Source organism: Bdellovibrio sp. SBM16 (assembly GCF_056175625.1).
Map to the genome: position 1 here is coordinate 471260 of NZ_JBJKJG010000001.1, position 24231 is coordinate 495490.

General features: G+C 44.5%; 23 protein-coding genes, 1 tRNA gene and 1 pseudogene. 10 read left to right on the forward strand and 15 right to left on the reverse strand.

Going from position 1 to position 24231, the window contains the following annotated elements; translation table 11 throughout:
- Positions 1 to 41 precede the first annotated feature (41 nt).
- Complete coding sequence (locus AC04MM_RS02120) at positions 42 to 2354, forward strand: copper-transporting P-type ATPase (RefSeq protein WP_475378662.1); 2313 nt, start codon at positions 42 to 44, stop codon at positions 2352 to 2354.
- Here the strand turns inward: AC04MM_RS02120 and AC04MM_RS02125 are convergent.
- Positions 2289 to 2990, reverse strand: coding sequence for a glycerophosphodiester phosphodiesterase (locus tag AC04MM_RS02125; RefSeq protein WP_475378663.1), 702 nt, complete (start codon positions 2988 to 2990; stop codon positions 2289 to 2291). The two genes, AC04MM_RS02120 and AC04MM_RS02125, sit on opposite strands and share 66 nt — an antisense overlap.
- Before the next feature lie 99 nt (positions 2991 to 3089).
- Here AC04MM_RS02125 and AC04MM_RS02130 point away from each other — a divergent pair, with 99 nt between their 5' ends.
- Complete coding sequence (locus AC04MM_RS02130; RefSeq protein ID WP_475378664.1) at positions 3090 to 3914, forward strand: HAD-IC family P-type ATPase; 825 nt, start codon at positions 3090 to 3092, stop codon at positions 3912 to 3914.
- Between the two features lie 55 nt (positions 3915 to 3969).
- Complete coding sequence (locus tag AC04MM_RS02135) at positions 3970 to 4326, forward strand: sensor histidine kinase (protein ID WP_475378665.1); 357 nt, start codon at positions 3970 to 3972, stop codon at positions 4324 to 4326.
- 173 nt (positions 4327 to 4499) lie between these two features.
- Here AC04MM_RS02135 and AC04MM_RS02140 read toward each other — a convergent pair.
- From AC04MM_RS02140 to AC04MM_RS02155, 4 genes are all read right to left on the reverse strand, one after another.
- Positions 4500 to 4576, reverse strand: a tRNA-Met gene (locus tag AC04MM_RS02140).
- A 108-nt stretch (positions 4577 to 4684) separates the two neighbouring features.
- Positions 4685 to 5299 carry a glutathione S-transferase N-terminal domain-containing protein gene (locus tag AC04MM_RS02145; protein WP_475378666.1) on the reverse strand — a complete coding sequence of 205 codons (615 nt, stop codon included), beginning with the start codon at positions 5297 to 5299 and terminating at the stop codon, positions 4685 to 4687.
- 52 nt (positions 5300 to 5351) lie between these two features.
- Complete coding sequence (locus tag AC04MM_RS02150) at positions 5352 to 5498, reverse strand: hypothetical protein (protein WP_475378667.1); 147 nt, start codon at positions 5496 to 5498, stop codon at positions 5352 to 5354.
- A gap of 69 nt (positions 5499 to 5567) precedes the next feature.
- Positions 5568 to 6482, reverse strand: coding sequence for a hypothetical protein (locus AC04MM_RS02155; protein WP_475378668.1), 915 nt, complete (start codon positions 6480 to 6482; stop codon positions 5568 to 5570).
- 78 nt (positions 6483 to 6560) lie between these two features.
- Between AC04MM_RS02155 and AC04MM_RS02160 the strand changes: the two genes are divergently transcribed.
- Positions 6561 to 7370, forward strand: a complete 810-nt coding sequence (locus AC04MM_RS02160; RefSeq protein ID WP_475378669.1) for a GmrSD restriction endonuclease domain-containing protein — start codon at positions 6561 to 6563, stop codon at positions 7368 to 7370.
- A complete protein-coding gene (locus AC04MM_RS02165; RefSeq protein ID WP_475378670.1) occupies positions 7361 to 8632 on the forward strand; it encodes a putative Na+/H+ antiporter in 1272 nt (423 codons plus the stop codon). Before AC04MM_RS02160 ends, AC04MM_RS02165 begins: the two co-directional genes overlap by 10 nt.
- Before the next feature lies 1 nt (position 8633).
- Here the strand turns inward: AC04MM_RS02165 and AC04MM_RS02170 are convergent, their stop codons facing one another.
- The 3 genes from AC04MM_RS02170 to AC04MM_RS02180 are packed head-to-tail and all read right to left on the reverse strand — an operon-like array spanning position 8634 to position 11609.
- Positions 8634 to 10058 (reverse strand): sensor histidine kinase, encoded by a 1425-nt coding sequence (locus AC04MM_RS02170; protein WP_475378671.1) that lies wholly within the window; start codon positions 10056 to 10058, stop codon positions 8634 to 8636.
- Entirely contained in the window at positions 10045 to 10734 is a 690-nt protein-coding gene (locus AC04MM_RS02175) for a response regulator (protein WP_475378672.1), read from the reverse strand. The genes AC04MM_RS02170 and AC04MM_RS02175 overlap by 14 nt, the downstream gene beginning before the upstream one ends.
- Before the next feature lie 5 nt (positions 10735 to 10739).
- The gene (locus tag AC04MM_RS02180) at positions 10740 to 11609 is read right to left on the reverse strand and encodes a DMT family transporter (protein WP_475378673.1); all 870 of its coding nucleotides are present in this window, start codon (positions 11607 to 11609) and stop codon (positions 10740 to 10742) included.
- Positions 11610 to 11738: 129 nt separating this feature from the next.
- On the opposite strand from AC04MM_RS02180, the gene AC04MM_RS02185 reads away from it, so the two are divergent.
- The 3 genes and pseudogenes from AC04MM_RS02185 to AC04MM_RS02195 all read left to right on the forward strand — a co-directional run bounded on the left by AC04MM_RS02185 (position 11739) and on the right by AC04MM_RS02195 (position 13716).
- On the forward strand, positions 11739 to 12446 hold the full coding sequence (locus AC04MM_RS02185) for an FKBP-type peptidyl-prolyl cis-trans isomerase (RefSeq protein ID WP_475378674.1): 708 nt from the start codon (positions 11739 to 11741) through the stop codon (positions 12444 to 12446).
- A gap of 65 nt (positions 12447 to 12511) precedes the next feature.
- A pseudogene (gene pdxH, locus AC04MM_RS02190) lies at positions 12512 to 13141 on the forward strand (pyridoxamine 5'-phosphate oxidase); the annotation flags it as partial.
- The gene (locus AC04MM_RS02195) at positions 13138 to 13716 is read left to right on the forward strand and encodes a pyroglutamyl-peptidase I (RefSeq protein ID WP_475378675.1); all 579 of its coding nucleotides are present in this window, start codon (positions 13138 to 13140) and stop codon (positions 13714 to 13716) included. The pseudogene pdxH and the gene AC04MM_RS02195, both read left to right, overlap by 4 nt.
- Before the next feature lie 231 nt (positions 13717 to 13947).
- Here AC04MM_RS02195 and apaG read toward each other — a convergent pair whose 3' ends face one another.
- Together apaG and AC04MM_RS02205 are read right to left on the reverse strand one after the other, a co-directional pair.
- Positions 13948 to 14340: a Co2+/Mg2+ efflux protein ApaG gene (apaG, locus tag AC04MM_RS02200; protein WP_475378676.1), complete on the reverse strand. Its 393-nt coding sequence runs from the start codon at positions 14338 to 14340 to the stop codon at positions 13948 to 13950.
- Positions 14341 to 14355: 15 nt separating this feature from the next.
- Positions 14356 to 15366 (reverse strand): endonuclease/exonuclease/phosphatase family protein, encoded by a 1011-nt coding sequence (locus AC04MM_RS02205; protein ID WP_475378677.1) that lies wholly within the window; start codon positions 15364 to 15366, stop codon positions 14356 to 14358.
- A gap of 54 nt (positions 15367 to 15420) precedes the next feature.
- Here AC04MM_RS02205 and AC04MM_RS02210 point away from each other — a divergent pair, with 54 nt between their 5' ends.
- Positions 15421 to 16953 carry a leucyl aminopeptidase family protein gene (locus tag AC04MM_RS02210; protein ID WP_475378678.1) on the forward strand — a complete coding sequence of 511 codons (1533 nt, stop codon included), beginning with the start codon at positions 15421 to 15423 and terminating at the stop codon, positions 16951 to 16953.
- A gap of 27 nt (positions 16954 to 16980) precedes the next feature.
- Here the strand turns inward: AC04MM_RS02210 and AC04MM_RS02215 are convergent, their stop codons facing one another.
- Complete coding sequence (locus AC04MM_RS02215; protein WP_475378679.1) at positions 16981 to 18381, reverse strand: hypothetical protein; 1401 nt, start codon at positions 18379 to 18381, stop codon at positions 16981 to 16983.
- Between the two features lies 1 nt (position 18382).
- Positions 18383 to 19000, reverse strand: coding sequence for a DUF502 domain-containing protein (locus tag AC04MM_RS02220; RefSeq protein ID WP_475378680.1), 618 nt, complete (start codon positions 18998 to 19000; stop codon positions 18383 to 18385).
- Between the two features lie 114 nt (positions 19001 to 19114).
- Here AC04MM_RS02220 and AC04MM_RS02225 point away from each other — a divergent pair, with 114 nt between their 5' ends.
- Positions 19115 to 21049 (forward strand): S8 family serine peptidase, encoded by a 1935-nt coding sequence (locus AC04MM_RS02225; RefSeq protein ID WP_475378681.1) that lies wholly within the window; start codon positions 19115 to 19117, stop codon positions 21047 to 21049.
- A gap of 18 nt (positions 21050 to 21067) precedes the next feature.
- Here the strand turns inward: AC04MM_RS02225 and AC04MM_RS02230 are convergent, their stop codons facing one another.
- The 3 genes from AC04MM_RS02230 to mgtE all read right to left on the reverse strand — a co-directional run bounded on the left by AC04MM_RS02230 (position 21068) and on the right by mgtE (position 24193).
- Positions 21068 to 21907 (reverse strand): transglycosylase SLT domain-containing protein, encoded by an 840-nt coding sequence (locus AC04MM_RS02230; protein ID WP_475378682.1) that lies wholly within the window; start codon positions 21905 to 21907, stop codon positions 21068 to 21070.
- 131 nt (positions 21908 to 22038) lie between these two features.
- Positions 22039 to 22746, reverse strand: a complete 708-nt coding sequence (locus AC04MM_RS02235; RefSeq protein WP_475378683.1) for a transglycosylase SLT domain-containing protein — start codon at positions 22744 to 22746, stop codon at positions 22039 to 22041.
- 70 nt (positions 22747 to 22816) lie between these two features.
- Positions 22817 to 24193, reverse strand: a complete 1377-nt coding sequence (gene mgtE, locus AC04MM_RS02240) for a magnesium transporter (RefSeq protein ID WP_475378684.1) — start codon at positions 24191 to 24193, stop codon at positions 22817 to 22819.
- Between the last annotated feature and the right edge of the window lie 38 nt (positions 24194 to 24231).

Below are 24231 nucleotides of genomic sequence, written 5' to 3' on the forward strand. Positions count from 1 at the left end.
CTTATAATTGCAAGCAAGCCCAGTAAGGCTAAAAGGAATATATGGAACACAAACATAATCACGGTCACCATCACGGTCATTCTGAACCACATACAGGAAGCAGCGGCGGATGCTGCAGTGTTTCTAGCGATGGACGGTATTCGCATAAGCATGAACAGATTGCGCCAAAAGTTGTAACTGATGCAGATGCTGAACAGTATTACACATGCCCAATGCATCCAGAGATCAGGCAAAAAGGCCCTGGAAATTGTCCCATTTGTGGTATGGCCTTAGAACCCGAAGAGATATCGCTGACTGAAGTTGAAAACCCGGAACTTGCAGATTTTACGAAGCGATTAATTGTGAGCGCTATTCTGGGAATTCCTTTATTGCTCCTGGCAATGTCTGATTTAATTCCAGGGCAGCCTGTGCAGACGAATCTGCCTCATTGGTTATATGCGGGTATTCAGCTATTACTTGCGACCCCAGTCGTGCTGTGGGCGGGATTTCCTTTTTTTGAACGCGGGTGGGATTCGATTAAATCCAGAAATTTAAATATGTTTACATTGATTGCGATCGGAACTGGCGTTGCGTATGCGTTTAGTCTGGTAGTTACTTTATTTCCGGGATTGGTTCCGCACAGTTTATTGAGCCATGGCGGTCAGGTGCCACTTTATTTCGAAGCAGCAGCCATTATCACCGCTTTAGTTCTGCTTGGCCAGGTTTTAGAACTTAGAGCGCGCAGCCAGACAGGTAATGCTATTCGGGCACTCCTGGGCTTGGCGGCTAAAACGGCAAGACGAGTCAGCGCCGACGGTAAAGAAGAAGATGTCGGAATTGAAAATATACAACCAGGTGATTTATTACGTGTTCGCCCGGGTGAGAAAGTGCCGGTTGATGGAGTTGTTGTTGAAGGACGAAGTGTTATTGATGAATCAATGATTTCTGGAGAACCAATTCCAGTCGAGAAAGAAGTTGGTCATAATGTAACTGGAGCGACTGTGAATTCAACGGGCTCATTCGTGATGAAGGCGACTAAAGTAGGCTCTGATACATTGCTTTCGCAAATTGTAAAAATGGTTTCGCAGGCACAGCGCAGCCGCGCTCCGATTCAAAAACTTGCGGATACGGTTTCATCGTACTTCGTGCCCGCGGTCGTTTTGATTGCGATCATTACCGCAGTGGTTTGGTATTTAATAGGTCCTGAACCAAAGCTTACCCACTCGTTAATTAATTTTGTGGCGGTTCTAATTATTGCCTGTCCGTGTGCACTGGGGCTGGCAACACCAATGTCAATCATGGTGGGCACAGGTAAAGGCGCAACACATGGTGTACTTATTAAAAATGCAGAGGCTCTGGAGAGACTGGAAAAAATCACAACTCTGGTTGTTGATAAAACAGGAACTTTAACAATAGGCAAACCAAAGCTTTTTGAAGTTAGATCATTGCAAGGATTTAATGAAAATGAAGTTCTTGCAATTGCAGCTTCAATCGAAAAATCAAGTGAGCATCCTCTGGCCGAAGCTATCGTTTCAGGTGCAGAAGAGCGTGGGGTTGAACTCATGACTGTTGCTCAGTTTGACTCTGTAACCGGAATGGGTGTCAAAGGCACTGTCGGTGGCCGTAATATTTTAGTGGGAAATAAACGTTTACTGGAAGAAAATCGTGTAGCTGTAGATGAGCTCTCTCAGATGGCCAAAGATCTGCAGGTTAAAGGAAGCGGGGTTATGCTTGTGGCTATCGATGGCAAGCCAGCCGGAGTTATCGCCGTTAAAGATCCAATAAAAGAATCTTCAAAACCGGCAATTCAGTATTTTCATAATAAAGGCATCGAAGTTGTGATGTTGACAGGAGATAATCTGAATACTGCAAGCGTTGTTGCCCAGGAACTTGGTATTGATAAAGTAGAAGCGGATGTGTTGCCTCACCAAAAAGGTGAAATCATTCGTAAATTACAAAGCAGTGGCAAGCGTGTGGCTATGGCCGGTGACGGCATTAACGATGCTCCGGCATTGGCGCAGGCAGATATCGGTATCGCTATGGGAACCGGAACTGATGTGGCCATTGAAAGTGCCGGAGTCACGCTGGTTAAAGGTGACTTATCCGGAATTGTCAGAGCGCATAAGTTGAGTCAAGCGACAATGAAAAACATCAGACAGAATTTACTGTTTGCATTTGGTTATAACACACTAGGTGTACCGGTAGCTGCAGGTGTACTTTATCCTGCATTTGGGTTATTGCTAAGCCCGATGATTGCAAGTCTTGCGATGAGTTTAAGTTCTGTTTCAGTTATTGCAAATTCACTGAGATTAAGACATATCAATATTGATGACAATGCTCCACTCGACCGCCGTAAACGGTACATCGGTCCCTAGGTAATCAACACCTAGGGCTTTCATCTTTTCAAAAGTTTTTTTATCGTTCGCATTCCATGCGGTGACGGTTAGTCCAGCAGTGTGACATTTTTTTACCAAATCTGCATCAATCCAGTTTACACTGAGCGAGAGGCCATCGGCACCGGCGGCTTTGACTATTTCTACCGGGTTAACCGGTAAACCAAACAGCAGGCAGGCGGTTTTAATCTGTGGGTTTAGGTTTTTAAATTCTAAGAGCCAATTGTGATTAAAAGAAATCACCGTCACTTTATCTTTTGTAATATGTTTTTGAATTTCCTGGCCTAAGTTTTTAAAATCGCCGGCAGATTTAATTTCAATCTGCAGTTCAAATGCGCTGTCTTTAAAAAGAGAAAGCACATCGGTAAGTTTTGGCAGCGGATCGCCTTCTTTAGTGCGTACTAAAGAGAGCTCGCTCCAGGTTTTTTTAGCCAGTTCGCCGGACGACGTGGTCGTGCGTTCTAAGGTGTCATCGTGATGCACAACCCAAACACCATCAGCGCTTTGGTGAATATCAAATTCGACCGCAGTTACTTTGGATTCAAGTAATGCCATAAAAGACCGCAATGTGTTTTCGGGGGCGCGATCACGCGCTCCACGGTGCCCCATGAGTTTCATGTTATCAAGTATGCAAGTTCCAATTGTTCGGGTCAATGCGAAGTAAAAACTGATTGGCGCAGATAGTTTGCTGGCATGACTTTGGCTTGTTAATCAGGAATGAAGACGGGGTTATCTGAAAGCGAAGCTGCATTTCGTCTTAAGCAGTTCGGATTTAATGAAATTGAACAAGCCCAAAAGCGGTCATTTGTTCTTCTATTCTTAGAACAGTTTAAAAGCCCACTTGTTATTTTGCTTATTTTTGCCAGTGTTCTGTCTTTCGTTTTAGGTGAAGGTTTAGAATCCTTAGCAATCGTTGCCATTATTTTTGTGAATGCCGCAGTCGGCTTTATCCAGGAGTATCGGGCTGAAAATTCCATCGCGGCGCTCAAACAGATTACGGCACCAAAGGCAGTAGTGATACGCAACGGACAGCGGCGGGTAATTCCCTCGCGCGAAGTTGTTAAAGAGGATCTGGTGTTTCTGGAAGCCGGCGATTTAATAGCGGCTGATGGAAAAATTCTTGAGGCTGCAGAACTTCGCATTAATGAATCGCTGCTTACCGGTGAAAGTCTGCCGGTGGAAAAATCGCAAGATTCTGCAGTTAACAAAGTTTTTACGGGAACAACGGTGGTGCATGGTACAGGCCTTATCGAAGTGACAGAAACCGGAATGAAGACCGAACTTGGCCGCATCGCTCATCTTATTGCAACTGCTGAAGACAGTTTAACTCCGCTGCAGCTGCAGATTAAGCAGCTCGGAAGAATGCTGTTATATATTTGTCTGGTCGTCGTAGGCATCGTCATGTTAACCGGGCTATGGCAGGGCCGAAGTTGGGTTGATTTAGTGGTGTTTGCGGTTTCATTAGCGGTCGCGGCCGTGCCAGAGGGAATGCCCGCCATTGTGACTATGGCCCTGGCTTTGGGAGCAGGTCAATGTTGTTAACGCCGTTTTAGAGACGTTAAAGGAAGATTTTAAAAAAACAAACACCGAAGTTAAAGTGAATAATAAAGAAGATGTCGTGGGTCATTGGGATGCGCATCGACTCGAACAAGTCTTTGTAAATTTGCTGACTAACGCAAAAAAATACGCTCCGAAATCACCTATAGATATTAACATTTATAAACGTGATGGCAGAGCTGTGATAGAGGTGCAAGACTACGGGCCGGGTATCAGTAAAGAAGACCAAACAAGAATATTTGACCGCTTTGAAAGAGTGACCGAAAAAAGTTCAATCTCTGGCCTTGGCCTTGGGCTTTACATCGTGAGACAGATTGTTGATACCCATGCCGGTCGAATTTCGGTAGAGAGTGAACCCGGCTCAGGCAGTAAATTTTCGATTGAGCTGCCGCTATAATTTTTAGAATAAGGCTTATATCAAGGGGCCAGCACGTAATAAAAGTAAAAAACCCGCTTTTAGGCGGGTTTAATATTTCTCCAAGAGGCTCATTTCCCGAGAAACTTACTTCAGTCGCAACCGAAGTACTATTTTTTAAAAAATCAAATATTCGTCTTTGACGAAAGAAAAATTGGTAGTGAGAGGCGGACTTGAACCGCCGACCTACGGATTATGATTCCGTTGCTCTAACCAGCTGAGCTACCCCACCACCGTCAAAGATATTAAAAACGTGAACACTTGTTTTAAAGTTTCAGGGTCACTTAGTCAAAACTAATTTGCGGACCTGGCACGAAAGCGGGTCGGGCGCCGGAAATTCCTATTTTTTAGGCTCAGTTTGAACAAACAATGGTTTTAAGCGTACTTGATCATACCATTTTTTCAGGTTCGGTGTTTCAGCCAGCCAGTTTTCTGTGGCAAATCGGTAGTCTGCATAGCCAATCATCGAAACGATGCTGACTTCACCGATATAGAACTTATCTGTACCAAGCTTTGAAACCATGGATTCAAAGTACTTAAAACTTAACTGCATTTTCTCTTTTTGTTTGTGGTCAAACTCGGCACTCTGCAGGGCCACCGGGCGCAGGGATTCATAACGTCTTAAAACCGCAGCGTCCATACAGCCATCAGCGATCGCCTCGAACTTCTTCTGTAAAAAGTAAGCGTTTTCGTCTTGTGGGTAGATAGAGCCACTTACCGACTTAGCATCTAGGTATTCGCAGATCACCGGCGAATCCACCACCGCTTCGCCATTATCCAAAACCAGGGTAGGGATCTTGGCTAACGGGTTAGCTTTTTTAAACGCATCGGTTGGCTGAAAACTGCCAGAGGCCATTAGGTCGATAATTTCGATTTTATCAAAAAGGCCACAAATCAATGCAGTTGCCAGAACTTTGCGGGTGAACGGAGAAATATGTGAGTAGTAAAGTTTCATGATCGGTAAGCTATCACGCCAGGAACCCTGGCGGAAGCACTACCTACGCCAACTACCAGCCAGCAGGGGCTTTGCGTTTGCGTTTTTTAAGGTTAAACGGCTTAGCCATTTGAGGCGCCGAGTGATTTGCAGAAGAAGTATTTACTGTATTTTGAACTTCAGATTTAGTGTTTGAATTTTTCGTGGTGTTAACTTCCATTTTGCCTCCTTTCTTGTGTGTATTTCGACACACACTGAGTATACCAAGGGGCGCGGTTATAACCTAGGTCTAAGTGGAATAGCTCTGTGCTCCCAGACGTTTTGTGAATTGAAGCAAAGCGTCGCAATCGCCAGAGGCGAATAAAGCGGTGTTCAGATTACGCAGAGCATTCAACTCTTCATTTGACCCCGAACAGGTCGCTATGACTCGGTCCCAGATGCCTTTTGCCTCAGCAGCAAAGTGAATGTCGGTAATCGCTTTCAGTGTCTTAAACAAATGTAATGGGTGCGAGTTCATATCCGAAATCAGGTAAGAAAAATCTCCCGCAAATGGGGGAACCTTTGAAAGTTCGGGCCAACATCGGGCGGTGTAGGCGTTTGCTACAAATTTATAAAACCCCAGCTGACTGATAAAGTGTTCGGGCTGAGAGAAATAGTGCTCGGCATGGATGCAGTCGTGCAGCCAGAAGCTTAACGGGTCACGTTTTCCGAATTTTTGCTCCGGCCAGTTTTGGTAGTCGTTGGCAAAGGTGATAATCCGGCGTCCTTCGCACTGGATCTGCAAGAGTTCTGAAGGGCTAGGTTCGTAATCCAGGACTGTGATCGGATATTTTTTGGTAAAAATAAAATACATCGCCTTTTGTAAAACCTCAGGCAGTGGCTTTATTTTTACCGTTCGTAAAAACTCAGCAAATGTTATTTCGCGGGCGATTTTTTTCGGCCATGCGATGTTAAGTTCTTGCGTTAACTCATAAGGTAAAAAATGGCGAGTATTGGCAGAAAGATTTTGATGCAGATTAGTGCTGATTCCGCCAAACCAATCATCGGGCCTGCGCAACATACACAGAAGCGCTGCCCAAAGCATAACCTCGGATGTCTTATCCCAGTGCATTTTGGCTAATGCCGTATCAATGATCCTAAACGAATCTTGATATTGTGAGTAAAAAGACGGCGCGCAGAATAGGGGTTTGAATGAATCTCTCATTTTTCTAGTTGTCTTCTTTGTTTTAATTTTATGAAATGTAGCCAAGTTGAATTCAAACTTCAAGGAAGGGGTTGAAGGATGATGATGAGGGATCTATTTTTATCAGGGCTGTTATTTTTTGCCGTGCAAACACACGCCAAAGCTCTGCATACATCCGTAGCCAATTCATCGGCCTACGAAGAGCTGACACAAGCCTCTTCAGAAACTTTTAAATATAATCATTATTTCGTATTTTCCGCTGCGGTAGTTTCAATGCCAGAGAAGGTTAATTTGGCGGCATTCCGCCGTGTATCGGCCAATTTTCCGCAACCGGCGCGTGACTATGATCGCGACGATCAGTTCGGTGAATGGATCAAGCCGATTAAAACCTCATGCATGAACACGCGTGCACTTGTTTTACAGCGCGATTCTAAAGTGGCCGTTAAGCTAAACGATAACTGCACGGTGATCAGCGGTGACTGGTACGATCCGTACACCAATCAGAATTACAACGATGCCGATGATATTCAGATCGATCACGTGGTGGCATTAAAAAATGCTTACATGACCGGTGCCCATTCCTGGACAAATGCGAAACGCTGTTTATATGCAAACTTTTTAGGAAATGATTTTCACCTTTTAGCGGTAAATGGTCCTGAAAATATGCGTAAATCGGATAAATCTCCGCTTGAATGGACACCGCCTAATCGCGCTTTTGTCTGTGAGTATTTGCGTTACTGGTTACAGATCAAATTTGTGTGGCAATTAAATTTAACTCCGCGCGAAGTAAATGCGATTGAAAATGAAATTAAAGCCAACCAATGTTCTACTGACGATATGACGGTGTCTGCCCAGGAAATTAATGAGCAGCGCCAGTATATGGAAGTGAACAAGAATTTATGTCAATAGAAGTGCTATCTACGGTGTTTCTGGCTGCGGCATTAGTCCACAGCTTTGCAACACCGGTCTTTGCCAAATTAAGCAAACGTTATCCCGAAGGTTCAAGCCAAGAAGCCTTTTTTCATTTGTTAGCCGAAGTCGAAGTCGTGTTCGGTTTCTGGGCCGGGATTTTTCTTGTGTTCTGGGCAATACTTGAGGGCCCGGCAAAAGTGATTGCCTACCAACAATCATTAAATATGACAGAACCGTTGTTTGTGTTCTGTATTATGATTTTGGCATCAACCCGGCCAGTAGTTACAGTGGCGCGTAAGTTTTTACTCTCGATCGTTCACTTACTAGGTAAAATAGTTCCAGCCAACGAAAAAGTGATACAGGTGTTCGTGTTGTTAAGTTTTGGCCCGTTACTTGGGTCATTAATCACTGAGCCTGCGGCGATCACTATTATCGCGCTACTTTTGTACCGCATGCTGGATAAAGCCGACGAAAAACTGTTGTACGCGACACTGGCGCTGTTATTTGTAAACGTATCTATAGGTGGCGGTCTCACACATTTTGCCGCACCTCCGATTTTAATTGTGGCCCAAAAATTTGGCTGGGGTTTAAAAGATGTGTTCATCAACCTCGGTGAAGCGGTGATCTGTGCAGTTTTTACCAATGCCTTTTTATTCTGTTTGATCTTCAAAAAGAAAATCGTGGCCCAGATCAGTCGCCTGGAAGAAGAACATTATCCGATGCCGTGGTGGGTAGTTATTTCGCATCTTCTTTTAATGGTGTTAGTGGTGATGAGTTCGCATTATCAAATTGTATTTATGAGCTTATTTATGGCTTTTATCGGGCTTACGACAGTGACCAAGAAATACCAGGACGGTTTAAAATTTAAAGAAGCATTTTTAGTCGGCTTTTTCTTGGCGGGTTTAATTGTTTTCGGATCAATGCAAAAATGGTGGTTAACGCCGATTTTACAGGTGATCACCGATAAAACTTTATTCTTTGCCGCTACCGGGTTAACGGCGATCACGGATAATGCCGCCTTAACTTACTTGGGTTCGCAGGTCGAGACTTTATCTGAGGCCTCTAAGTGGGCGTTAGTGTCAGGTGCAATTACCGGTGGTGGTCTAACGATTTTAGCCAATGCACCAAATCCTGCGGGTTTTTCGATTTTAGCATCGCGTTTTCCGAATGCGAGTTTAAATGCCGGTAAACTTTTGCTGGCCTCCCTGATCCCAACCACGGTTGCGATTTTCTTTTTTATGATTCTGGGCAATTTCTAGATTATTTATTCGGGAACTTTAATTCAATTAGGGTTCCCGGAGTGGTCTTATCAATAAATTGAATTTCGCTTTTATGAAGCAGTGCAATTTTCTGCGCAATCGCAAGGCCTAAACCAAAGCCCTTGGTTTTACTTGAAGTATCAGCACGGCTAAAGCGGTTAAAAACCTGTGGTTTTAACTCGTCTGGGATCCCCTGGCCGAAATCTTCGATTGCAAGTCTGTTGTATGAGGGGTGCCATTCGAGTTTAACCAAAATTTGCTGACCCTCGGTTGAGTACTTAATTGCGTTTTCAATTAAGTTGGTTGCAAGATTAGAAAGTAAGTCGGCATCACCTAAAATCGGGGCCCGCAGCTCTTGGTTTAACAGATCAAAAGAAATCTGGATATTTTTGGTTTTTGCCAGGCGCTGTAGGCGTGCGATCACATCCAGTAAGGTTTCGTCTAAATAAATTTCTTCGGATTGCATGGCGCTTTCGCCGGCGTCAATGCGCGCAAGTAACAGCATGTCTTTTACAATCCGGGATAAATTATCTACCTCTTGCAGTAAACTTTTGTACACCAGCTGCTGCTGATCATCTTTGCTTGTGCGGGCGTTGGTTTCAATTTCGCCTTTTAAAATTGTGAGCGGCGTAAGTAACTGATGTGAGGCATCGGCAACGAAACGCTCCTGCGAAGTAAAGGCGCGCTCAATCCGCGCCAGCATGGCATTTAAGGTCTCGGCCAGTTTTCGGATTTCATCACGCGAAGTCGGTAGCGGGATACGCTCATGTAAATCTTCGGGGCGTAAGCGGTTGGTAAAGGATATCATTTCCTGCACCGGCTTAAGCGCCCGCGAAGCAAAGAATAAACCGGCAAAAATGGCGATCAATAACACCGCCGGAAAGCCAAACGTGATGATGTTTTTCATCTGGCGGGTCTGGGTTTCGTTATACACCCGCGGGGCTGCGATCTGTAAAAACAGGCGCGGGTTAGTTTCGCTATCGAGCGGAAAAGTGATCACACGGTAAGTAGAAGCCTCCGCGTTGGGGATCAGATCCGTATCGGCGATTGTGGTGTAGGCTGAATCAGCGCCACGTAAAATTTTTTTAACCTCGCTCTGAAATGGCGGAAGAAATAACCCAAATTCGCCGCTACGGCTTAAGATCTCGCCTGAGATATGGCGCACTAGAATAAGTGCTGTTCCCGACGGAAACGGAAAGATCTTACCTTCTTCCATGTATAACTGCGGTAACGTTAAATCAAAAGTCGGGTTAAATTCGATCGTCTGGGAGATGTCGACTGAGTAGTTGTAAAGAGCGATATCAAAGTCTTCTAAGAGTGATTCGTCCAGTTCGTAGTAAGCAAACAGCGAGAATAAAATCGTGGTTGTCCCGTAAATTAAAACAAAAAGTGCGGTTAAGCGAACACGTAAGCTAAGTCTTTTCATGGCTGTCTTTTAAGACGTAACCTACGCCGACCACGGTCTGGATCAGTTTTTTTGAAAATCCGGCATCGATTTTTTTTCGTAACAGATTGATGTAGACATCAATCACGTTGCTTTCAGAATCAAACGATATATCCCACACATGCTCGGCAATCGAAACACGGCCAAGCGGGCGTTCAGGGTTACGCATAAAGTACTCGAGCAGCGAAAATTCCTTGGCGGTCAGTGTGATTTCTTTGCCCTCGCGGGTGACGCGGCGGTGGATCAGGTCAACTTCTAGATCAGAGTATTTTAAAACCGAAGTTACACTTGAACCTGAAGAGTTGCGGCGAAGCAGGGCGCGCACGCGGGCCAATAATTCATCAAACGCAAACGGTTTGGTTAAATAGTCGTCGGCGCCGGCATCTAGCCCGTGCACTTTGTCTTTAGTTGTTGAAAGAGCCGTTAACATCAGAATCGGGCCCTGAAAACCATCGCGTCTGATATGACGGGCGGTATCCATTCCGTTTTGATCGGGAAGCATCACATCCAAGATAATCAGGTCGTATTCTGAACTTGCGATATAGCTTTCGCCGGCCGAGCCGGTTTCGGCGATATCGACTGAGTAGCCGACTTCGTTAAGCCCACGTTTTAGAAACTGGGCGGTTTTAGCTTGGTCTTCAATAACTAAAATGCGCATAGCGCTTACATATTTGCGCGTTTGTTAATTGTTGGCCAGAATAAAATAAGTACGGAAATACCTGTCAAAATAAAGGCGTAGATTGCATTACTTCCCAGGTGTTCGTTAAATAAAAAATAGGCAAATAAGCTGGCTAGAATCGGCTCGATCAGTTTGCCACAGGTCATTAAGCCCAGGTTCATGTGTTTAACCAGGTAAGTAAAACTCATATGGCCTAAAAAAGTCGGAAACGCGATCAAACCGATAACTGCCCACCACGAAACATCAGAAAAGCCGGTCAGCGGTGAGTTAGTGGACAGTACGGCGATGGCAAACATCGCCGCGCAGCTGCCATAGAGTACGACCGAAAAATCGCTGTTATGCATATGTAAACGGGCCTTTTTGCCGGAGAGCATATATAAAGCGTAAAACAGGGCGGAAACCAGGGCTGAAACATTGCCGATATGGTTTTCCGGGGTAAGTTTTAAGTTCTGTGCGACCAGCATAAAGATACCGATCAGTGCCAGCATATAGGAGAAGATCACCCGTGGTTTGATGTATTCTTTAAAGAACACCTGTCCGCCTAAGGTGGCCCACACCGGGTTGGTGGCAAAGAGGATCATGGTATTTGAGACCAGGGTGTGTTTGGAGGCAAACTTGTAGGTCCATAGGTGTAAGAAGAAAAACAGTCCGGAAAACAAAGCCCAGACAAAATTTCGGTCAAAATTAATCTTTTTTAATTTCTTAGTTACCACAAGATAGAGCAAAAGCAGGAGGGTTGCCCCGGTTAAACGGTAAAAACCCAAAGTGGCTGCAGGCATTTGATTAAGTTTTGCCCAATTTGGTGACGTTGAAAGTGAAACTAAGGCTAAAAAATAAAGGCTTATGTGCAGCATGTTAAATCTTTGAAATGTTTAGGAATTCGATCATGCTTTTTAGTGTAAACGAATTTTATTTTTTAACAAGAATTCTGCTAACACAGATTCAACTAAGAAATACAAAAACAACATTAACAGGAGACACCTATGAACAAAATCATGTTAGTAACTGCGGTTGCAGTTATTGGACTTGTTGGCTGTAACAAGCCAGATCTAAAATCTGACAAAGGTCAGGCGAGCTACGCTATCGGTCAACAGATCGGTCGTAACTTAAAAGCGCAAAACATCGAAATCGATGCAAAAACTTTAGCGGCATCTTTAACTGACGCTATGGCTGGCAAGTCTGAATTAAAAGAAGACGAGATCCAAAAAGCCATGATGAAGTTACAAGAAATGGCTATGAAAAAACAAACTGAAGAAGCAGATAAAAACAAAGCTAAATCAGCTGAGTTTTTAGAAAAAAACAAAACTGCTGAAGGTGTTAAAGTTACAGCTTCTGGTCTTCAATACATCGTTGTGTCTGAAGGTACTGGCGCTATGCCAACTAAAACTGACACTGTTAAATGTCACTACAAAGGTACTTTAATCACTGGCGAACAATTTGATTCTTCTTACGACCGTGGTCAACCAGCTGAATTTCCAGTTGGCGGTGTAATCCCAGGTTGGACAGAAGCATTACAAATGATGAAAGTTGGTTCTAAATACAAACTTTTCATTCCACCTGAGTTAGCTTACGGTGCTTCTGGTCGTCCAGGCATCCCACCAAATTCAGCTTTAGTATTCGAAGTTGAATTATTAGATATCGTTAAAGCAGCAGCTGCTCCAGCAGCTCCAGCTAAAAAAGGTAAAAAGTAGTCGCGAGATTACCATCCTGGCTGGCTTTTTGACGGCATCGTGCCGTCAGATCTACTGGAGAATCTGAGGTTCTTATGAGTTTTGATTTTAAAAAAGATCCTTTTTTGAATTTTCAAAGTTTATTTAAGGCGGCTCAGATCAAGGGGATACCTGAACACCAGGCGATGTCGATCGCCACGGTGAACGATAAGAATGAACCCACTGTACGAATCGTGTACTTTAAAGGAATGATTCGCGGTGGGTTTTCTTTTTATACCAATTATCTTGGCCGTAAAGGTCATGATCTTGAAAAGAATCCAAACATCTGTGCCAATTTCTACTGGCCGCATATAGATGAACAAATCCGAATTTCTGGAATCGTCGAAAAATTAACAGACAGTGAATCTGATCAATACTTTGCAACGCGACCGCGTTTAAGCCAATTAGGGGCGTGGGCGTCCCTGCAGTCAGAAGAATTGCAAAGCTTTGATCAGTTTCATAGCCGTATGGCCGAGATTGAAAAACAATTCGCAGGTCAAAAAGTACCGCGCCCGCCGCATTGGGGTGGCTATAGAATACTTCCGCGTGAGATCGAATTCTGGTTTGGTAAGACCGGCCGCTTGCATGAACGCTATGTTTATACGGCGACCAATGGCTTTGATAAGATCAACGATCCGCAAGATTATAAGTGGAAGACCTCTTTGAGATTTCCATGATTTTAGTTTCGGGTTTTAAACCATTCTTAAATGAAAAAATTAACCCCAGCGAGCTTTTGGTCGAGAAACTTAAAGTAAAATATCAAGACCTGATAACCGTGATTTTGCCGGTTGAATTCGAGCGCGCCTATCTGGAGTTGCAGAAACAGATTGATACTGTTCATCCGAAGTTTGTCATTATGTTCGGGCAGGCGGGCGGGAGACCGAATGTGTGTTTAGAAAAAATTGCGCTCAACTGGAATCAAACCAAAGCTTCTGACGAAAAAGGGTTTAACCCCGGAGTGGGTCGGATCGGTGATGGTGAGCTTGCGGTGATGTCGAATTTTCCGGTAGATGAATTAGCCGAGTTTCTAGCTGAGCGTAAGCTGCGTGTTGAAACTTCGTTTTCGGCAGGAGCCTTTGTCTGCAATAATTTGTACTTTAAAGTCTTAAAACATAATGCTTTGATTCCGGCGATCTTTGTCCATGTGCCATTTTTACCCGAGCAGGGTGAAGCTCATCATCCGAAAATGGATTTTGAACTGATGTTTACAACGGCCTGTGAGATTATCAACTTCGTGCGTACGCGGCTTTGATCGGCCGCTGCGCTAGAAGTCGCCTTCCTGGGGCGGCCTTGCTGACGGCATCGTGCCTTCAGACTTGATATTTTTTTTGCTCTTGATTTGGGTTTACAATTTTTTTTGAAGAGTTGTCATAAGCGGGTTTTGGCATTTAACGATTAGGTTGGGTGAAAGGTGTAAACCGAAATCAAGAGGGAAAAGCTAAGCGTGTAAATTTATGTGTAGCTAAAAATGCCTGACTTATTTTTAGTGTACGGCCTGAGGCGCGACTAAATAGAACTCGGGGATTTCAACGTTGAAGGGTTCGCCTTCATCCGACATAAACTGATAAGTGCCTTTCATGCTACCTGAACTTGTTGTCAGGGGGCAGGCACTTTCATATTCAAAAGTTTGATTGGGCATAATGCGCGGCTGTAAGCCTACAACACCCGGGCCACGCACATCTTCTTGGTGGCCTAAGCCATCTGTGATTGTCCAGTGACGCGATACGAGTTGTGCCGGCGAGTTTCCGATATTTTTGATTGTGACCTTGTAGGCAAATAAATGTAAGCGCTTGTCCGGCTGTGACTCATTTGGCACATAGACACTTAAAGCACTCACTTGAAAATTCGCATGCAGCGGTTGTTTCTTCAGGCTCACAAGATAATGCTGACACTAAATTTTTATGTTATCAAGAGCAAATACGATAGGGTAATGATCCGATGGCAGTGCCATTTTTTGTTCGAGAGTTTCCGGTTTTTTAATCGGGCTTCCGTACTCATCTTTAAAGTCACTTACTGCAACGCTTTGCAGATTTAATAGATGCTTAAATTTTTCGTCGATAAAGCAGTAATCGATTTGTCGTCCTTCCGAGCGAAGTCCGGAGCGTACCTGGTAAAAAGTGTAGCGATTGTCACTATTTACATTTGCGATCTCAAAAATATCTTTAAGCTGAGTTGTCTGATGGAGAGGCAGAAATTCCGGATCGGTATTTACGCTGCTGGCTGTGCCATTGAAGTCGCCAGCAAAAATAATTGGCGTCTCAGGAAACTGATTATTAAGCTCAGAATAAATTTCGAGGCAGGTTTTCAGCTCTGCGCCACGGCGTTCAGTGCCATTTGGATCAATGCGTTCGGGGTCCAGCGGCGATTTTAAATGTGTCAGTAAAACAATCAAAAACGGCTTTTCAAGTTCGCGTGTGAAGAGTCTCAGTTCGGCGCAATCGCGTGAAAATTTATGGCTGGTGATTTTTAACGGGTAGTTTTCGTTTTTAGACTTTACCTCATGCGGGTAAAGAAAATTCAAATCCCGGTTTTTATGGGTCAGAAGATCAAAATAAAAACTCTGGTTTTTTCTGATTAAAAAACCTACATCGATATTGCGGTCCGAGTTACCCTCGATCAGAATCGGTGAATACTCGCTGTTTAAAAATAGGGTGTTAAAGTTCTTCAGTGATTCCAGGCCGCCGACTTCACACAGCATAACGATATCCGAATTGGTGTCCTGAATGGTGCGCGCCAGGTGTTTTAATTTAAAAAGAGGCTTGTTCTCATAGATCGACGTCGACAGTTTTTGCCACTGGATTTCTTCCATCTTCTCGAAGTTTTTAGGCAAAGGCTGGTCAAACAGCAAAAACAGGTTTTCAGCGTTGAGCAGGCAGAATTTAAGGTTTACGGAATCAAACATCTCGTATTGATTTTAACAGACGAGCGAGTAAAGTGAAGGTCTATCGGAGAAAATATGAAAAAAACTGCTTCAAAAACCAAAAAATCGTTTAGCTCAATTCTAGAGCCGCACATTAACTTTCAAATTGTGACTAACTTTAACAAGTTGTCAGAGTGTGATGCGATTATCTATTACTTTGGCGCCAAAGAAGCGAAGAATAAAGTCAAAAACCTGGAAGCTCTGGTTGAAACCCACGCCCTTGATTTTCAGATCGAAGAATTAAAAAAATCTGACAAAAAAAACATCCATTTTATCGGCCGAAACGGTCCGGTTTGGATCATCTTTGAAGCTGCAGGTATGGCTTCTGACCATGACGGCCTGTTAAATGAATCGGCTTACGCGTTTGCGCGCGACCAGTTCGGCGCAGTTCTGGGGCAGATCAAAGCGTTAAAATTAAAGAGCGTATCAGTCTATTTTCAGGGCGCTGATAATACGGTGACTGAAGGTGCGGTCGTTGGTCTTGAGTTAGCCAGCTATAGCTTTTTAACCCATTTCAAAAATGCGGCTGAAAAAACCGAGGCTTTAAAGGTTCAGCTAAATATTAAAAACGAAAGCCTGCAAGCAGCCCTTAAAAAAGTGGTGGCGGTGCAGATTGCGCGCCATTTAACTAATCTACCGCCGAATGTTATCAATCCGGCAACTGTTGAGCAGCTGGCTTATGATCTGCCATTTTCAAAAAACACAGAAATCATCGTCTGGGATGAGAAAAAATGTGAAGCCGAAGGTATGGGGTTACTTTGTGCGACCGGAGCGGGTTCGCCAACAGCCCCGCGCATGATCCGTTTTAAATACCGCCCGAAAGCTAAAGCGAAAAACAAAAAACCGATCGCTTTTGTTGGTAAAGGGATCACCTTTGATACCGGAGGGCTTGATATCAAACCTTCAGGCGCCATGCGCTTAATGAAAAAAGATATGGGCGGAGCCGCATCAGTTCTGGCATTGGCTTTCTGGGCTGACAGCGCCGGCTATGACAGACCTTGTGATTTTTATTTAGCGTTAGCCGAAAACTCTGTAGATGGATTTTCTATGCGTCCGGGTGATGTGTACAAATCACGCGCCGGCTTTTTGGTAGAAATTGATAACACCGATGCCGAAGGCCGTTTAGTGTTATCAGATGTGATGGATGTTGCCGCAAAACAAACGGGCCATGACGAGCCAGAGTACCTGGTTGATATCGCAACTCTTACCGGAGCGATTAAAGTAGCTCTTGGCGGTGAAACTGCAGGTTTGTTTTCAAATGACGATAAAATGGCGCAAGGTTTTATGACAGCAGGCCAGCGTTCCGGTGAACCGAACTGGCGTATGCCGTTAAATCAAAGGCTCTGGGGTGATTTAAGTTCGCAGTTTGCGGATTTTAAAAACTCGGGCGGCGGTTTTGGTGGTGCCATCACAGCGGCTTTATTTTTACAGAAGTTTACTAATGGTAAAAAATGGGCGCATCTTGATGTGTACTCGTGGACTGATAAAGCAACCGGCGCCTTACATGCCGGTGCAGCTACCGGACAGCCGGTGCAGTCAGTTGTCGAGTGGCTTGAGTCGTTATCATAGTTGTTTTTTTGAATCTAAAAAAGCGCGCTATTTGCGCGCTTCGTGTTTGACCTGCTCCATATAGATTGACTGGACCGATTCGGGAACCAGTTTTTTCCAGCGGTTATCTTTCTTTTTAACCAGCTTTAAGATGTCATCTGAATGCACGAATTCCTGAATTTCATCACAGCCCGCGATATCCTGGATAAATTTATTTTCTACAAAGTGTGTATACAGGTTTTTGATATTCGGTTTCGGAAAGAAACTTTTTACCTGTAAACACATCATTTCGGTTTTGTGCGGGTAGATGTAAAGACGGGTTTTTTCGTCTACAAGTTTTCCCATGCCCTCTAAAATTCCGCCCGGCAAATCAAAGTAAAACTTCTCATCTAAAAGCTTTTCTAAGTTAGTAGCGCCGATCACGATTCCCAGTGGACGGTCTGACATTAAACGTAAGTGCTCTTTAAGTTTGTAAAACAAAGAAAAACTGCTTACCAGAACCGGCTTTTTAAGTGACGAAATCATTTTTACTTTAGTCAGGGCTTCGTCGACTGAAATTTTGGTATTTTTAATACGGTTATTCATCGTGAATTCAAAAATATTTACGATGTCACTGGCTTTCGTGCCGAATTCTTTAGAAAAGTGTTTCGTGCCTTTTTCCATAACATCAAGGTGGGTGTTGGTCACCGGGTTAAAAAAAGCACGTTGTACTAAAATATCCTTACCCCACAAAGCGTCCGAGGCGTTTTGCACTTTGCCCTCGGCATTGATAAAGATGGCTTCGCTGAAGCCCTGTTCTACCATCTGCAGGTTAACCGCTACTTCGTCAAATTTTTTAAACGCTTCGCCGCTGAAATGGATCGCATCACAGGCAATGGAGCCGGTTTTGATTTTATCAAATAAACTTTCAATAAATTCCTGCGGGTGCGCGGTTTTATAAAAAGACGAGTGCAGTAAGTTTACCCCTAAAACCGACAGCGTTTCCTGCTGTTGTAATCTGTGGCGGTCGAGCAGTCGCATATGTAAAACGACTTCTGAGGGCTGGGCACCCGGTTTGTGCTGGAACTTTAATCCCATCCAGCCGTGCGAGTTTTTTTTGCCTTCAGAGCTGGTAGCAACTGTATCAGCGAAAGCAAAAAATGCAGTGTTTTTTCCGCGTACCGAGCCTAAGCGCTCAACTAACTTATCGTATTCGCGGTCCAGCATTTTGCGCACGCGGGATTCGCACACGTATCTGCCGGATTTTTCTTTGCCGTAAATGATATCACTGAAAGTCATATCGTAAGCTGAGATTGTTAAGGCGATGGTCTGCGAGGCTTTGCCGGCCTGAAAAAACTGGCGCGCCACTTCCTGGCCGGCACCGATTTCGGCAAATGACCCGTAACGTGAATTATCCAAATTAATATCTAATGCTTTTTCAGTGATCGATTGTGTTCTTGGTGTGCTCACGTTATTGATTTTCCTGTTTTGTTGGAGGTTCGGTGTCGGTCTTAATCCAGCCGGTAAGAGCCAAGCTCATCGCTTTTTCGATTGGCATATCGACAGCTTCAACATCTGCTTTATTGACTAAAACCGTGTAGCCGCCAAGACCGTAACTCATCGGGATGTAAACGGCGATCCGGTCAGTCGGTAAAATCATTTTAAGTCCAAGGTCGTTAAACGATTCACGGGTTACAAGCCCCAGCACCGAGTGCGATCTGGTAAAATGCACCAGCACTACTTTCTGCATGGTTTGTTGTTCCTGGCCTTTGGCAAACAGGTGCATTAAATCGCGAAGCGGTGAGTAAACGATTTTGATCAACGGCACTTCCCGCAATTTTTCCTGAACGCGGCGAAAGAACGTAGCGGTGACAAAGTTATCAACTAAAAAACCTAAAAATAAAATCAGACCGATTGTGGCCATGAAGCCAAATCCCGGAATGTAGGTGCCGTCCGGTAAAATCTGGCGCAAATAATTTCCCAATAAATTTTCGATAAGGGCGATGCCTGAGGTGATCACATAGATCGACAAAGCTATAGGTAAAAACGCAACTAAACCACTAATAAATAATTTCTGCAATCGAGACATCTTACATCTATTTTATAAACAGTTCTCTAAATTGGACAATCACTTTGTTGTCTTAAAGTGAGACTTACGGGTGTTGGCCTTTAGAATAGGTGGCAACCAGACGATAATCTAAGTATGTCATTTAACTTTCTGGCACGTAGGCTTTTACTTGCTCTCGCATTCATTTTCTCTTCGCAGGTCGTTGGGGCTTCAGGTGTGGCCGTGTCCGGCGAGTACATTGTAAAATTTAAACCGCAAATAAACGCAGTTCGTTCGGCTGGTAAAGGTGGCGTAGCCGGTATGGCTGTGGCCAATAAACTTGCCGTTGATAGAGGCGTGCGTATTATGGCGGCCTTAAAGGGCGTAGCCGTGCAACGTAAGTTTGAAGCTGCTGGCATGATGCATATCAGTGATGTGACGTCGACTAACTTAAAAGCTCTGCAGGCCAATCCTGATGTGGAGTTTGTTGAGCCAAATTATATTCTAAGTTTAGATCCAAGTTATAAACAAAATGAAGGCGATGATTCGTTCACCCAGATGGGTGTAGCGGCAAGTTCAACTGACCGCTATTCCCAGTCGGGTGCGCCGGTACAGGTGAGTGAGTCGTGGGGGTTACAAAAATTACCGGCGTCGGCAACAAAAACTATTGTGGCCGTTATCGACACCGGCCTTGATATTAATCACGCTGTATTTAAAGATTCAGGCGCCATTTATCAGAACATGGCCGAAGTATTCGGTTCTGCCGGAGTTGATGACGACGGTAACGGTTATGTCGATGATATCAACGGCTGGAACTTTGTCGATAATTCACCGTACATGTACGACGATGCCGATCACGGAACACATGTGGCAGGTATTGTGTTAGGTGCCGGCCAGGATATTTTTGAAGAAGAAGTGCGCGAATCCAAAATCCGCATTATGCCGCTTAAATTTTTGGACGGAAACGGCTCAGGCACGACAGCAAGTGCGATCAATGCCATGTATTACGCCATCGCCAACGGGGCAAAAGTTATTAACAACTCTTGGGGTGGTCCTTCTTATTCGCGCTCGTTACATGATGCTTACGCCTATGCGTACACACAAAACGTAGTCATTGTCACCGCAGCCGGAAATTCGGGTTATAACTTAAATCAATACCCGATGTATCCGGCGGCGTTAGATACGCCCAATAATATCTCTGTCGGTTCTTCAACCGGCAGTGACCGCCGATCAGGTTTTTCAAATTACTCATCATCGTTAGTGCATGTGTTTGCACCGGGATCGTCTATCATGAGTACTGTTCCTGGAAGCCATTGTTCTAACCCGGCAAATATCAACTATTGCATTAATTCACTCAGTGGTACTTCGATGGCGGCTCCTTTTGTTGCCGGCCTTGCAGCCTTGGCCCTGCGTGAAGCTCCGCAGTTATCTGCGTATCAGATTCGCGGTGTAATTATGTCGGCAATTGATGTGTCGCCGTACTTAAATGGTTATTCGCAGACTGGCGGGCGCGTAAATGCACTTAAAGTCACGCAAATTGCACAGGCGCAGGTTTCTGCACAGGCCTGGTCGCCAAGTTATTCTCCGGTTTATAAATCTGAATTTTCATCAGCCGCTCCTGAATCAGGTGGTAAAGCCGGTGGCTGTGGTATGGTTAAAACGTTAGCTGAGGAATTGCAACAAGGACCACCTCCGGGCGGCAATGTTGGTCAGACGTTAGCGATTGTTTTTATGATCTGGTTACCGTTGGCTGTAGCCTATCGCTTGCGCCGCAGACATTTACAGCCGGCTAAGTCAATGCGCCAATACGAGCGTTTCAACGTGGCTAAAGAGGTCATGATCCAGATCGGCGACCAGGTCGTGAATGCGGCTTCGCAAACATTAGCGGTCGGCGGTTTGTCATTTAAATCCGAACAGCAGTTTGCTAAAGGTCAGAAAATCAAATTAAAAATTTCTGATGTGGTTGATGAGATCGAAGGCGAAATTGTCTGGTCAAGTGAACTTAACTCTTTCGGGGTGAAGTTTTTAAACATCACCGATAGTCTGAAATCACAAGTGCAGGGGCTTACGCAGGGTCTGGTGCCTACGTAAGCTTTACTTACAACAAATCTATAACTGACAAAACGGTAAGGCGTTAGTCCATTTTACAATGGATTGATACGATGTTTTTTTGCCGGCGCGTAACACCGACCAGTAGCGGGCTCCGCCTCTCCATCCGGCGCCGTATTTACTGGCGATCCGTCTGTCTTTTTTCATCCAGTGATTTAAAATACGGATGCCGCAGCTTAAATTTCTGGTCGGGCTGTGCATTTCAGCTGTTGATTTAAAGCCGCAGCGATAGCTATGCGAACTTTCAATCGAAATCTGCAGTAAGCCGCGGCTTATAATGTATTTACCGTTTTTGTCTCTGAATCCTTCGGTGTAAGCTTCTTTGGGATCAAAATTACTTTCAAATTTGGCCATCGAAGAAATAAAAAATGCCCAGAACTGTTTTCGTTTTGATTCGCTTAAATTCGCATAATTAGGACAGAAGATTTTTGCATCAGATGGATTAGCCGTAAGCAAGTCTGGCCCTAATTCAGGAAGTTGATCGTAGACATGTTCGCTCCATGAACGGTGATTAACTGATTTTTTCTCCCAGAGAGGGATCACTTCCCGCACAAAATCAGCGCTGTCATGATCATCAGGATCGATATTTTTATCTTCAGCTTTTTTCGCTGCCTGATCATCTTCTGCGGGCGCATCTTCCGTCGGTGCAGGAGTTTTTGCACTCCAGGTTCTTTGTTGTGGTGGATGATTTTGCTGACTTACATATTCAATATAATAAGGTCGCATAGCCATTGCATAAATATTCTCATGGCAAAAAATTGCTGCTGTAAATATCAGTGGTGTGAGCGCTTTTAAGTAATTTTTATCTTGTTTCGCCGCAATTTGTGGTTCCGGTAACATTTAAATCCCCCTAGTTGATTTAAAAAACTGTGTATCATTCCCTCAATACATACTGTTTAACTAAGCATGGACAATGCCAAAATGCCCCTATGCAGGGGGGCTGCATAAGGGCATCGTTTTAAGGATTGGTGTTATTTACAAAATGGAATTGCGTTTGTCGCTTTGACGATGTTTTTGTAGGAATTACTTTTGCCTGCGCGTAATACGGCCCAGTAGCGTGCGCCGCCTTTCCATTTAGATCCGACTTTGCTTGCAATGCGTGAATCAGTTTTCATCCATTTATTTAAAATTCTGATACCGCAACTTAAGTTTTTGGTCGGGTGGTGAATCTCTTGTGCGGTGGTAAACCCGCAGTAATAACCTTTACTGCTTTCAAAAGAAATTTGTAAGAGCCCACGGCTGATCACACGTTTACCGGTGTTGTCGGTGAAACTTTCTTTATAAGCGGTTTTGGGATCGAGCGCACTTTCATATCTGGCAATGGCTAGCGTAAACAAGGCCCAGAATTGTTTTTTGCGCGATTCATTCAAGGCGTTGTATTTCGGACAGAAGGTTTTATAGTCGACGGGTTGCACTGTTAACAGGTTAGTTCCCAGAATCGGAAGTTCGCCATAGATATGCTGCACCCACTGTTTGATTTCTGTGGCCTTGTTTTTGGCGACCGAGTCTGTGGCATACACGTCTTCGAGAAATTCGTTTAAGATCGCTTCATCCTCAGGAGTCATGTCGTTGGCCGCTGCGGGCTGAGTTAAAAAAATGGCTGTGGTGATGATGATGGCTGTTACAGCTGATAAGAAATTTTTGTTTTGCGTTGTCGCAAGGTGTGACTTACTTCGCATTGAACTCTCCTTAGTTTAGTGCTGTATCAATCCCTTGATACATGCCTTCAACGAAGCAGAATTAATGCCATTACAGCAGAATGCCTTTTAGAATTAAACTTGCTGCAGTAAAATAAATAATAACCCCGGTAACATCTACGATCGTCGCAACTGCCGGAGCAGAGGCTGACGCAGGGTCGAGTTTGAATTTTCGTAGCATAAACGGCAACATCGATCCCGAGATCGTGCCCCATAACACTACGCCGATAATTGATGCACCGACGGTGTAGGCAATATGTTTGTAGTGCGGACCGTACATTTGTTCTGCCCATGGCCATAGATACACGCGCAGTAACGCAATAGCCCCTAAGATTAATCCTAAACACAATCCTGTGCTTAGCTCGCGGATCAACACACGCCACCAGTCTTTTAAGCGGACTTCGCCTAAGGCCATCGCACGGATCACCAGGGTCGAAGCCTGTGAACCCGTATTACCACCTGAAGAAATAATTAACGGTAAAAACATTGATAATACAACGGCACGCTGAATTTCGTGTTCGTAATAACCAAGAGCCGTGGCGGTGAACATTTCACCGACCAAGAGAACAACCAGCCAGCCGGCGCGTTTTTTTAACATCTCGCCAAAACCGATTTGTAAATACGGTGCCTCTAAGCTTTCCATACCAGCGATCTTGTGAATATCTTCGGTGGCTTCTTCTTGCACCGCTTCGGCCACGTCATCGAAAGTAACGATACCGACCATTTTTTCATCGGTATCAACAACGGGCAAGGCCATTAAGTTATTTTTACTGAAGATCTGACCGATTTGCTCCTGGTCCATATCAACCGGTACGCGGATAATATCTGTATGCATGATTTCATCGACTTTTTTGTTCGGAGCCGATGCGAATAATTCTCGAAATGAGACAACGCCTAAAAGTTTCTGATCGGTCGTTAAGACATAAGCATAGTAAATCGTTTCAACCTGGGTTTTGGCCTGTAAACGGATGTAGCTGATCGCTTCATCAACGTTCATGGTCGGGCGTAAGCGAATAAAGCGCGAGGACATGATCCCCCCGGCGTTATCTTCCGCGTAAGCCAGTAACACGCCGACTTCACGTTTGGTCTGCGGGTCAAGCAGGCTTAACCACTCTTCGCGGTGTTCGGCATCTTCTTCCTGGATTAAATCGGCCACGTCATCGGGAGCAAGTAAGCGCACCCAAGAGCGTTTTTCCAGTGTCGAACATTCTTTGATAAGAGGATATTGATCCTGTGCCGTAAGAGACAAGAACAGCTCTTCTGCATCTGTGCGGGATAGGCGAAAAAACGCCTCGTGTGACTGGGCCGGTGGAAGCTGTGACCAATGCGTACGAAGATACTCAACACTGTTTTCATCAACAGCGTTTTGATCGCCTTCGTTTTCTGCTAATTCCGCTTCGGGAGTTAGTGGTTTTTCTTCTTCCGACATAGGTCGCCCAATCCAAGTTGTTTTTTTCGTGTCTTCGA

Excerpts from the sequence above, each read along its gene's own strand:
- AC04MM_RS02175 (WP_475378672.1), bottom strand. The coding sequence starts at position 10,734 with ATGCGCATTTTAGTTATTGAAGACCAAGCTAAAACCGCCCAGTTTCTA.
- AC04MM_RS02185 (WP_475378674.1), top strand. The coding sequence starts at position 11,739 with ATGAACAAAATCATGTTAGTAACTGCGGTTGCAGTTATTGGACTTGTT.
- AC04MM_RS02235 (WP_475378683.1), bottom strand. The coding sequence starts at position 22,746 with ATGCGAAGTAAGTCACACCTTGCGACAACGCAAAACAAAAATTTCTTA.
- AC04MM_RS02180 (WP_475378673.1), bottom strand. The coding sequence starts at position 11,609 with ATGCTGCACATAAGCCTTTATTTTTTAGCCTTAGTTTCACTTTCAACG.
- AC04MM_RS02150 (WP_475378667.1), bottom strand. The coding sequence starts at position 5,498 with ATGGAAGTTAACACCACGAAAAATTCAAACACTAAATCTGAAGTTCAA.
- AC04MM_RS02210 (WP_475378678.1), top strand. The coding sequence starts at position 15,421 with ATGAAAAAAACTGCTTCAAAAACCAAAAAATCGTTTAGCTCAATTCTA.
- mgtE (WP_475378684.1), bottom strand. The coding sequence starts at position 24,193 with ATGTCGGAAGAAGAAAAACCACTAACTCCCGAAGCGGAATTAGCAGAA.
- AC04MM_RS02220 (WP_475378680.1), bottom strand. The coding sequence starts at position 19,000 with ATGTCTCGATTGCAGAAATTATTTATTAGTGGTTTAGTTGCGTTTTTA.
- AC04MM_RS02130 (WP_475378664.1), top strand. The coding sequence starts at position 3,090 with ATGAAGACGGGGTTATCTGAAAGCGAAGCTGCATTTCGTCTTAAGCAG.
- AC04MM_RS02170 (WP_475378671.1), bottom strand. The coding sequence starts at position 10,058 with ATGAAAAGACTTAGCTTACGTGTTCGCTTAACCGCACTTTTTGTTTTA.
- AC04MM_RS02120 (WP_475378662.1), top strand. The coding sequence starts at position 42 with ATGGAACACAAACATAATCACGGTCACCATCACGGTCATTCTGAACCA.
- AC04MM_RS02155 (WP_475378668.1), bottom strand. The coding sequence starts at position 6,482 with ATGAGAGATTCATTCAAACCCCTATTCTGCGCGCCGTCTTTTTACTCA.
- AC04MM_RS02225 (WP_475378681.1), top strand. The coding sequence starts at position 19,115 with ATGTCATTTAACTTTCTGGCACGTAGGCTTTTACTTGCTCTCGCATTC.
- AC04MM_RS02195 (WP_475378675.1), top strand. The coding sequence starts at position 13,138 with ATGATTTTAGTTTCGGGTTTTAAACCATTCTTAAATGAAAAAATTAAC.
- AC04MM_RS02125 (WP_475378663.1), bottom strand. The coding sequence starts at position 2,990 with ATGAAACTCATGGGGCACCGTGGAGCGCGTGATCGCGCCCCCGAAAAC.
- AC04MM_RS02165 (WP_475378670.1), top strand. The coding sequence starts at position 7,361 with ATGTCAATAGAAGTGCTATCTACGGTGTTTCTGGCTGCGGCATTAGTC.
- AC04MM_RS02230 (WP_475378682.1), bottom strand. The coding sequence starts at position 21,907 with ATGTTACCGGAACCACAAATTGCGGCGAAACAAGATAAAAATTACTTA.
- AC04MM_RS02145 (WP_475378666.1), bottom strand. The coding sequence starts at position 5,299 with ATGAAACTTTACTACTCACATATTTCTCCGTTCACCCGCAAAGTTCTG.
- AC04MM_RS02205 (WP_475378677.1), bottom strand. The coding sequence starts at position 15,366 with ATGTTTGATTCCGTAAACCTTAAATTCTGCCTGCTCAACGCTGAAAAC.
- AC04MM_RS02160 (WP_475378669.1), top strand. The coding sequence starts at position 6,561 with ATGATGATGAGGGATCTATTTTTATCAGGGCTGTTATTTTTTGCCGTG.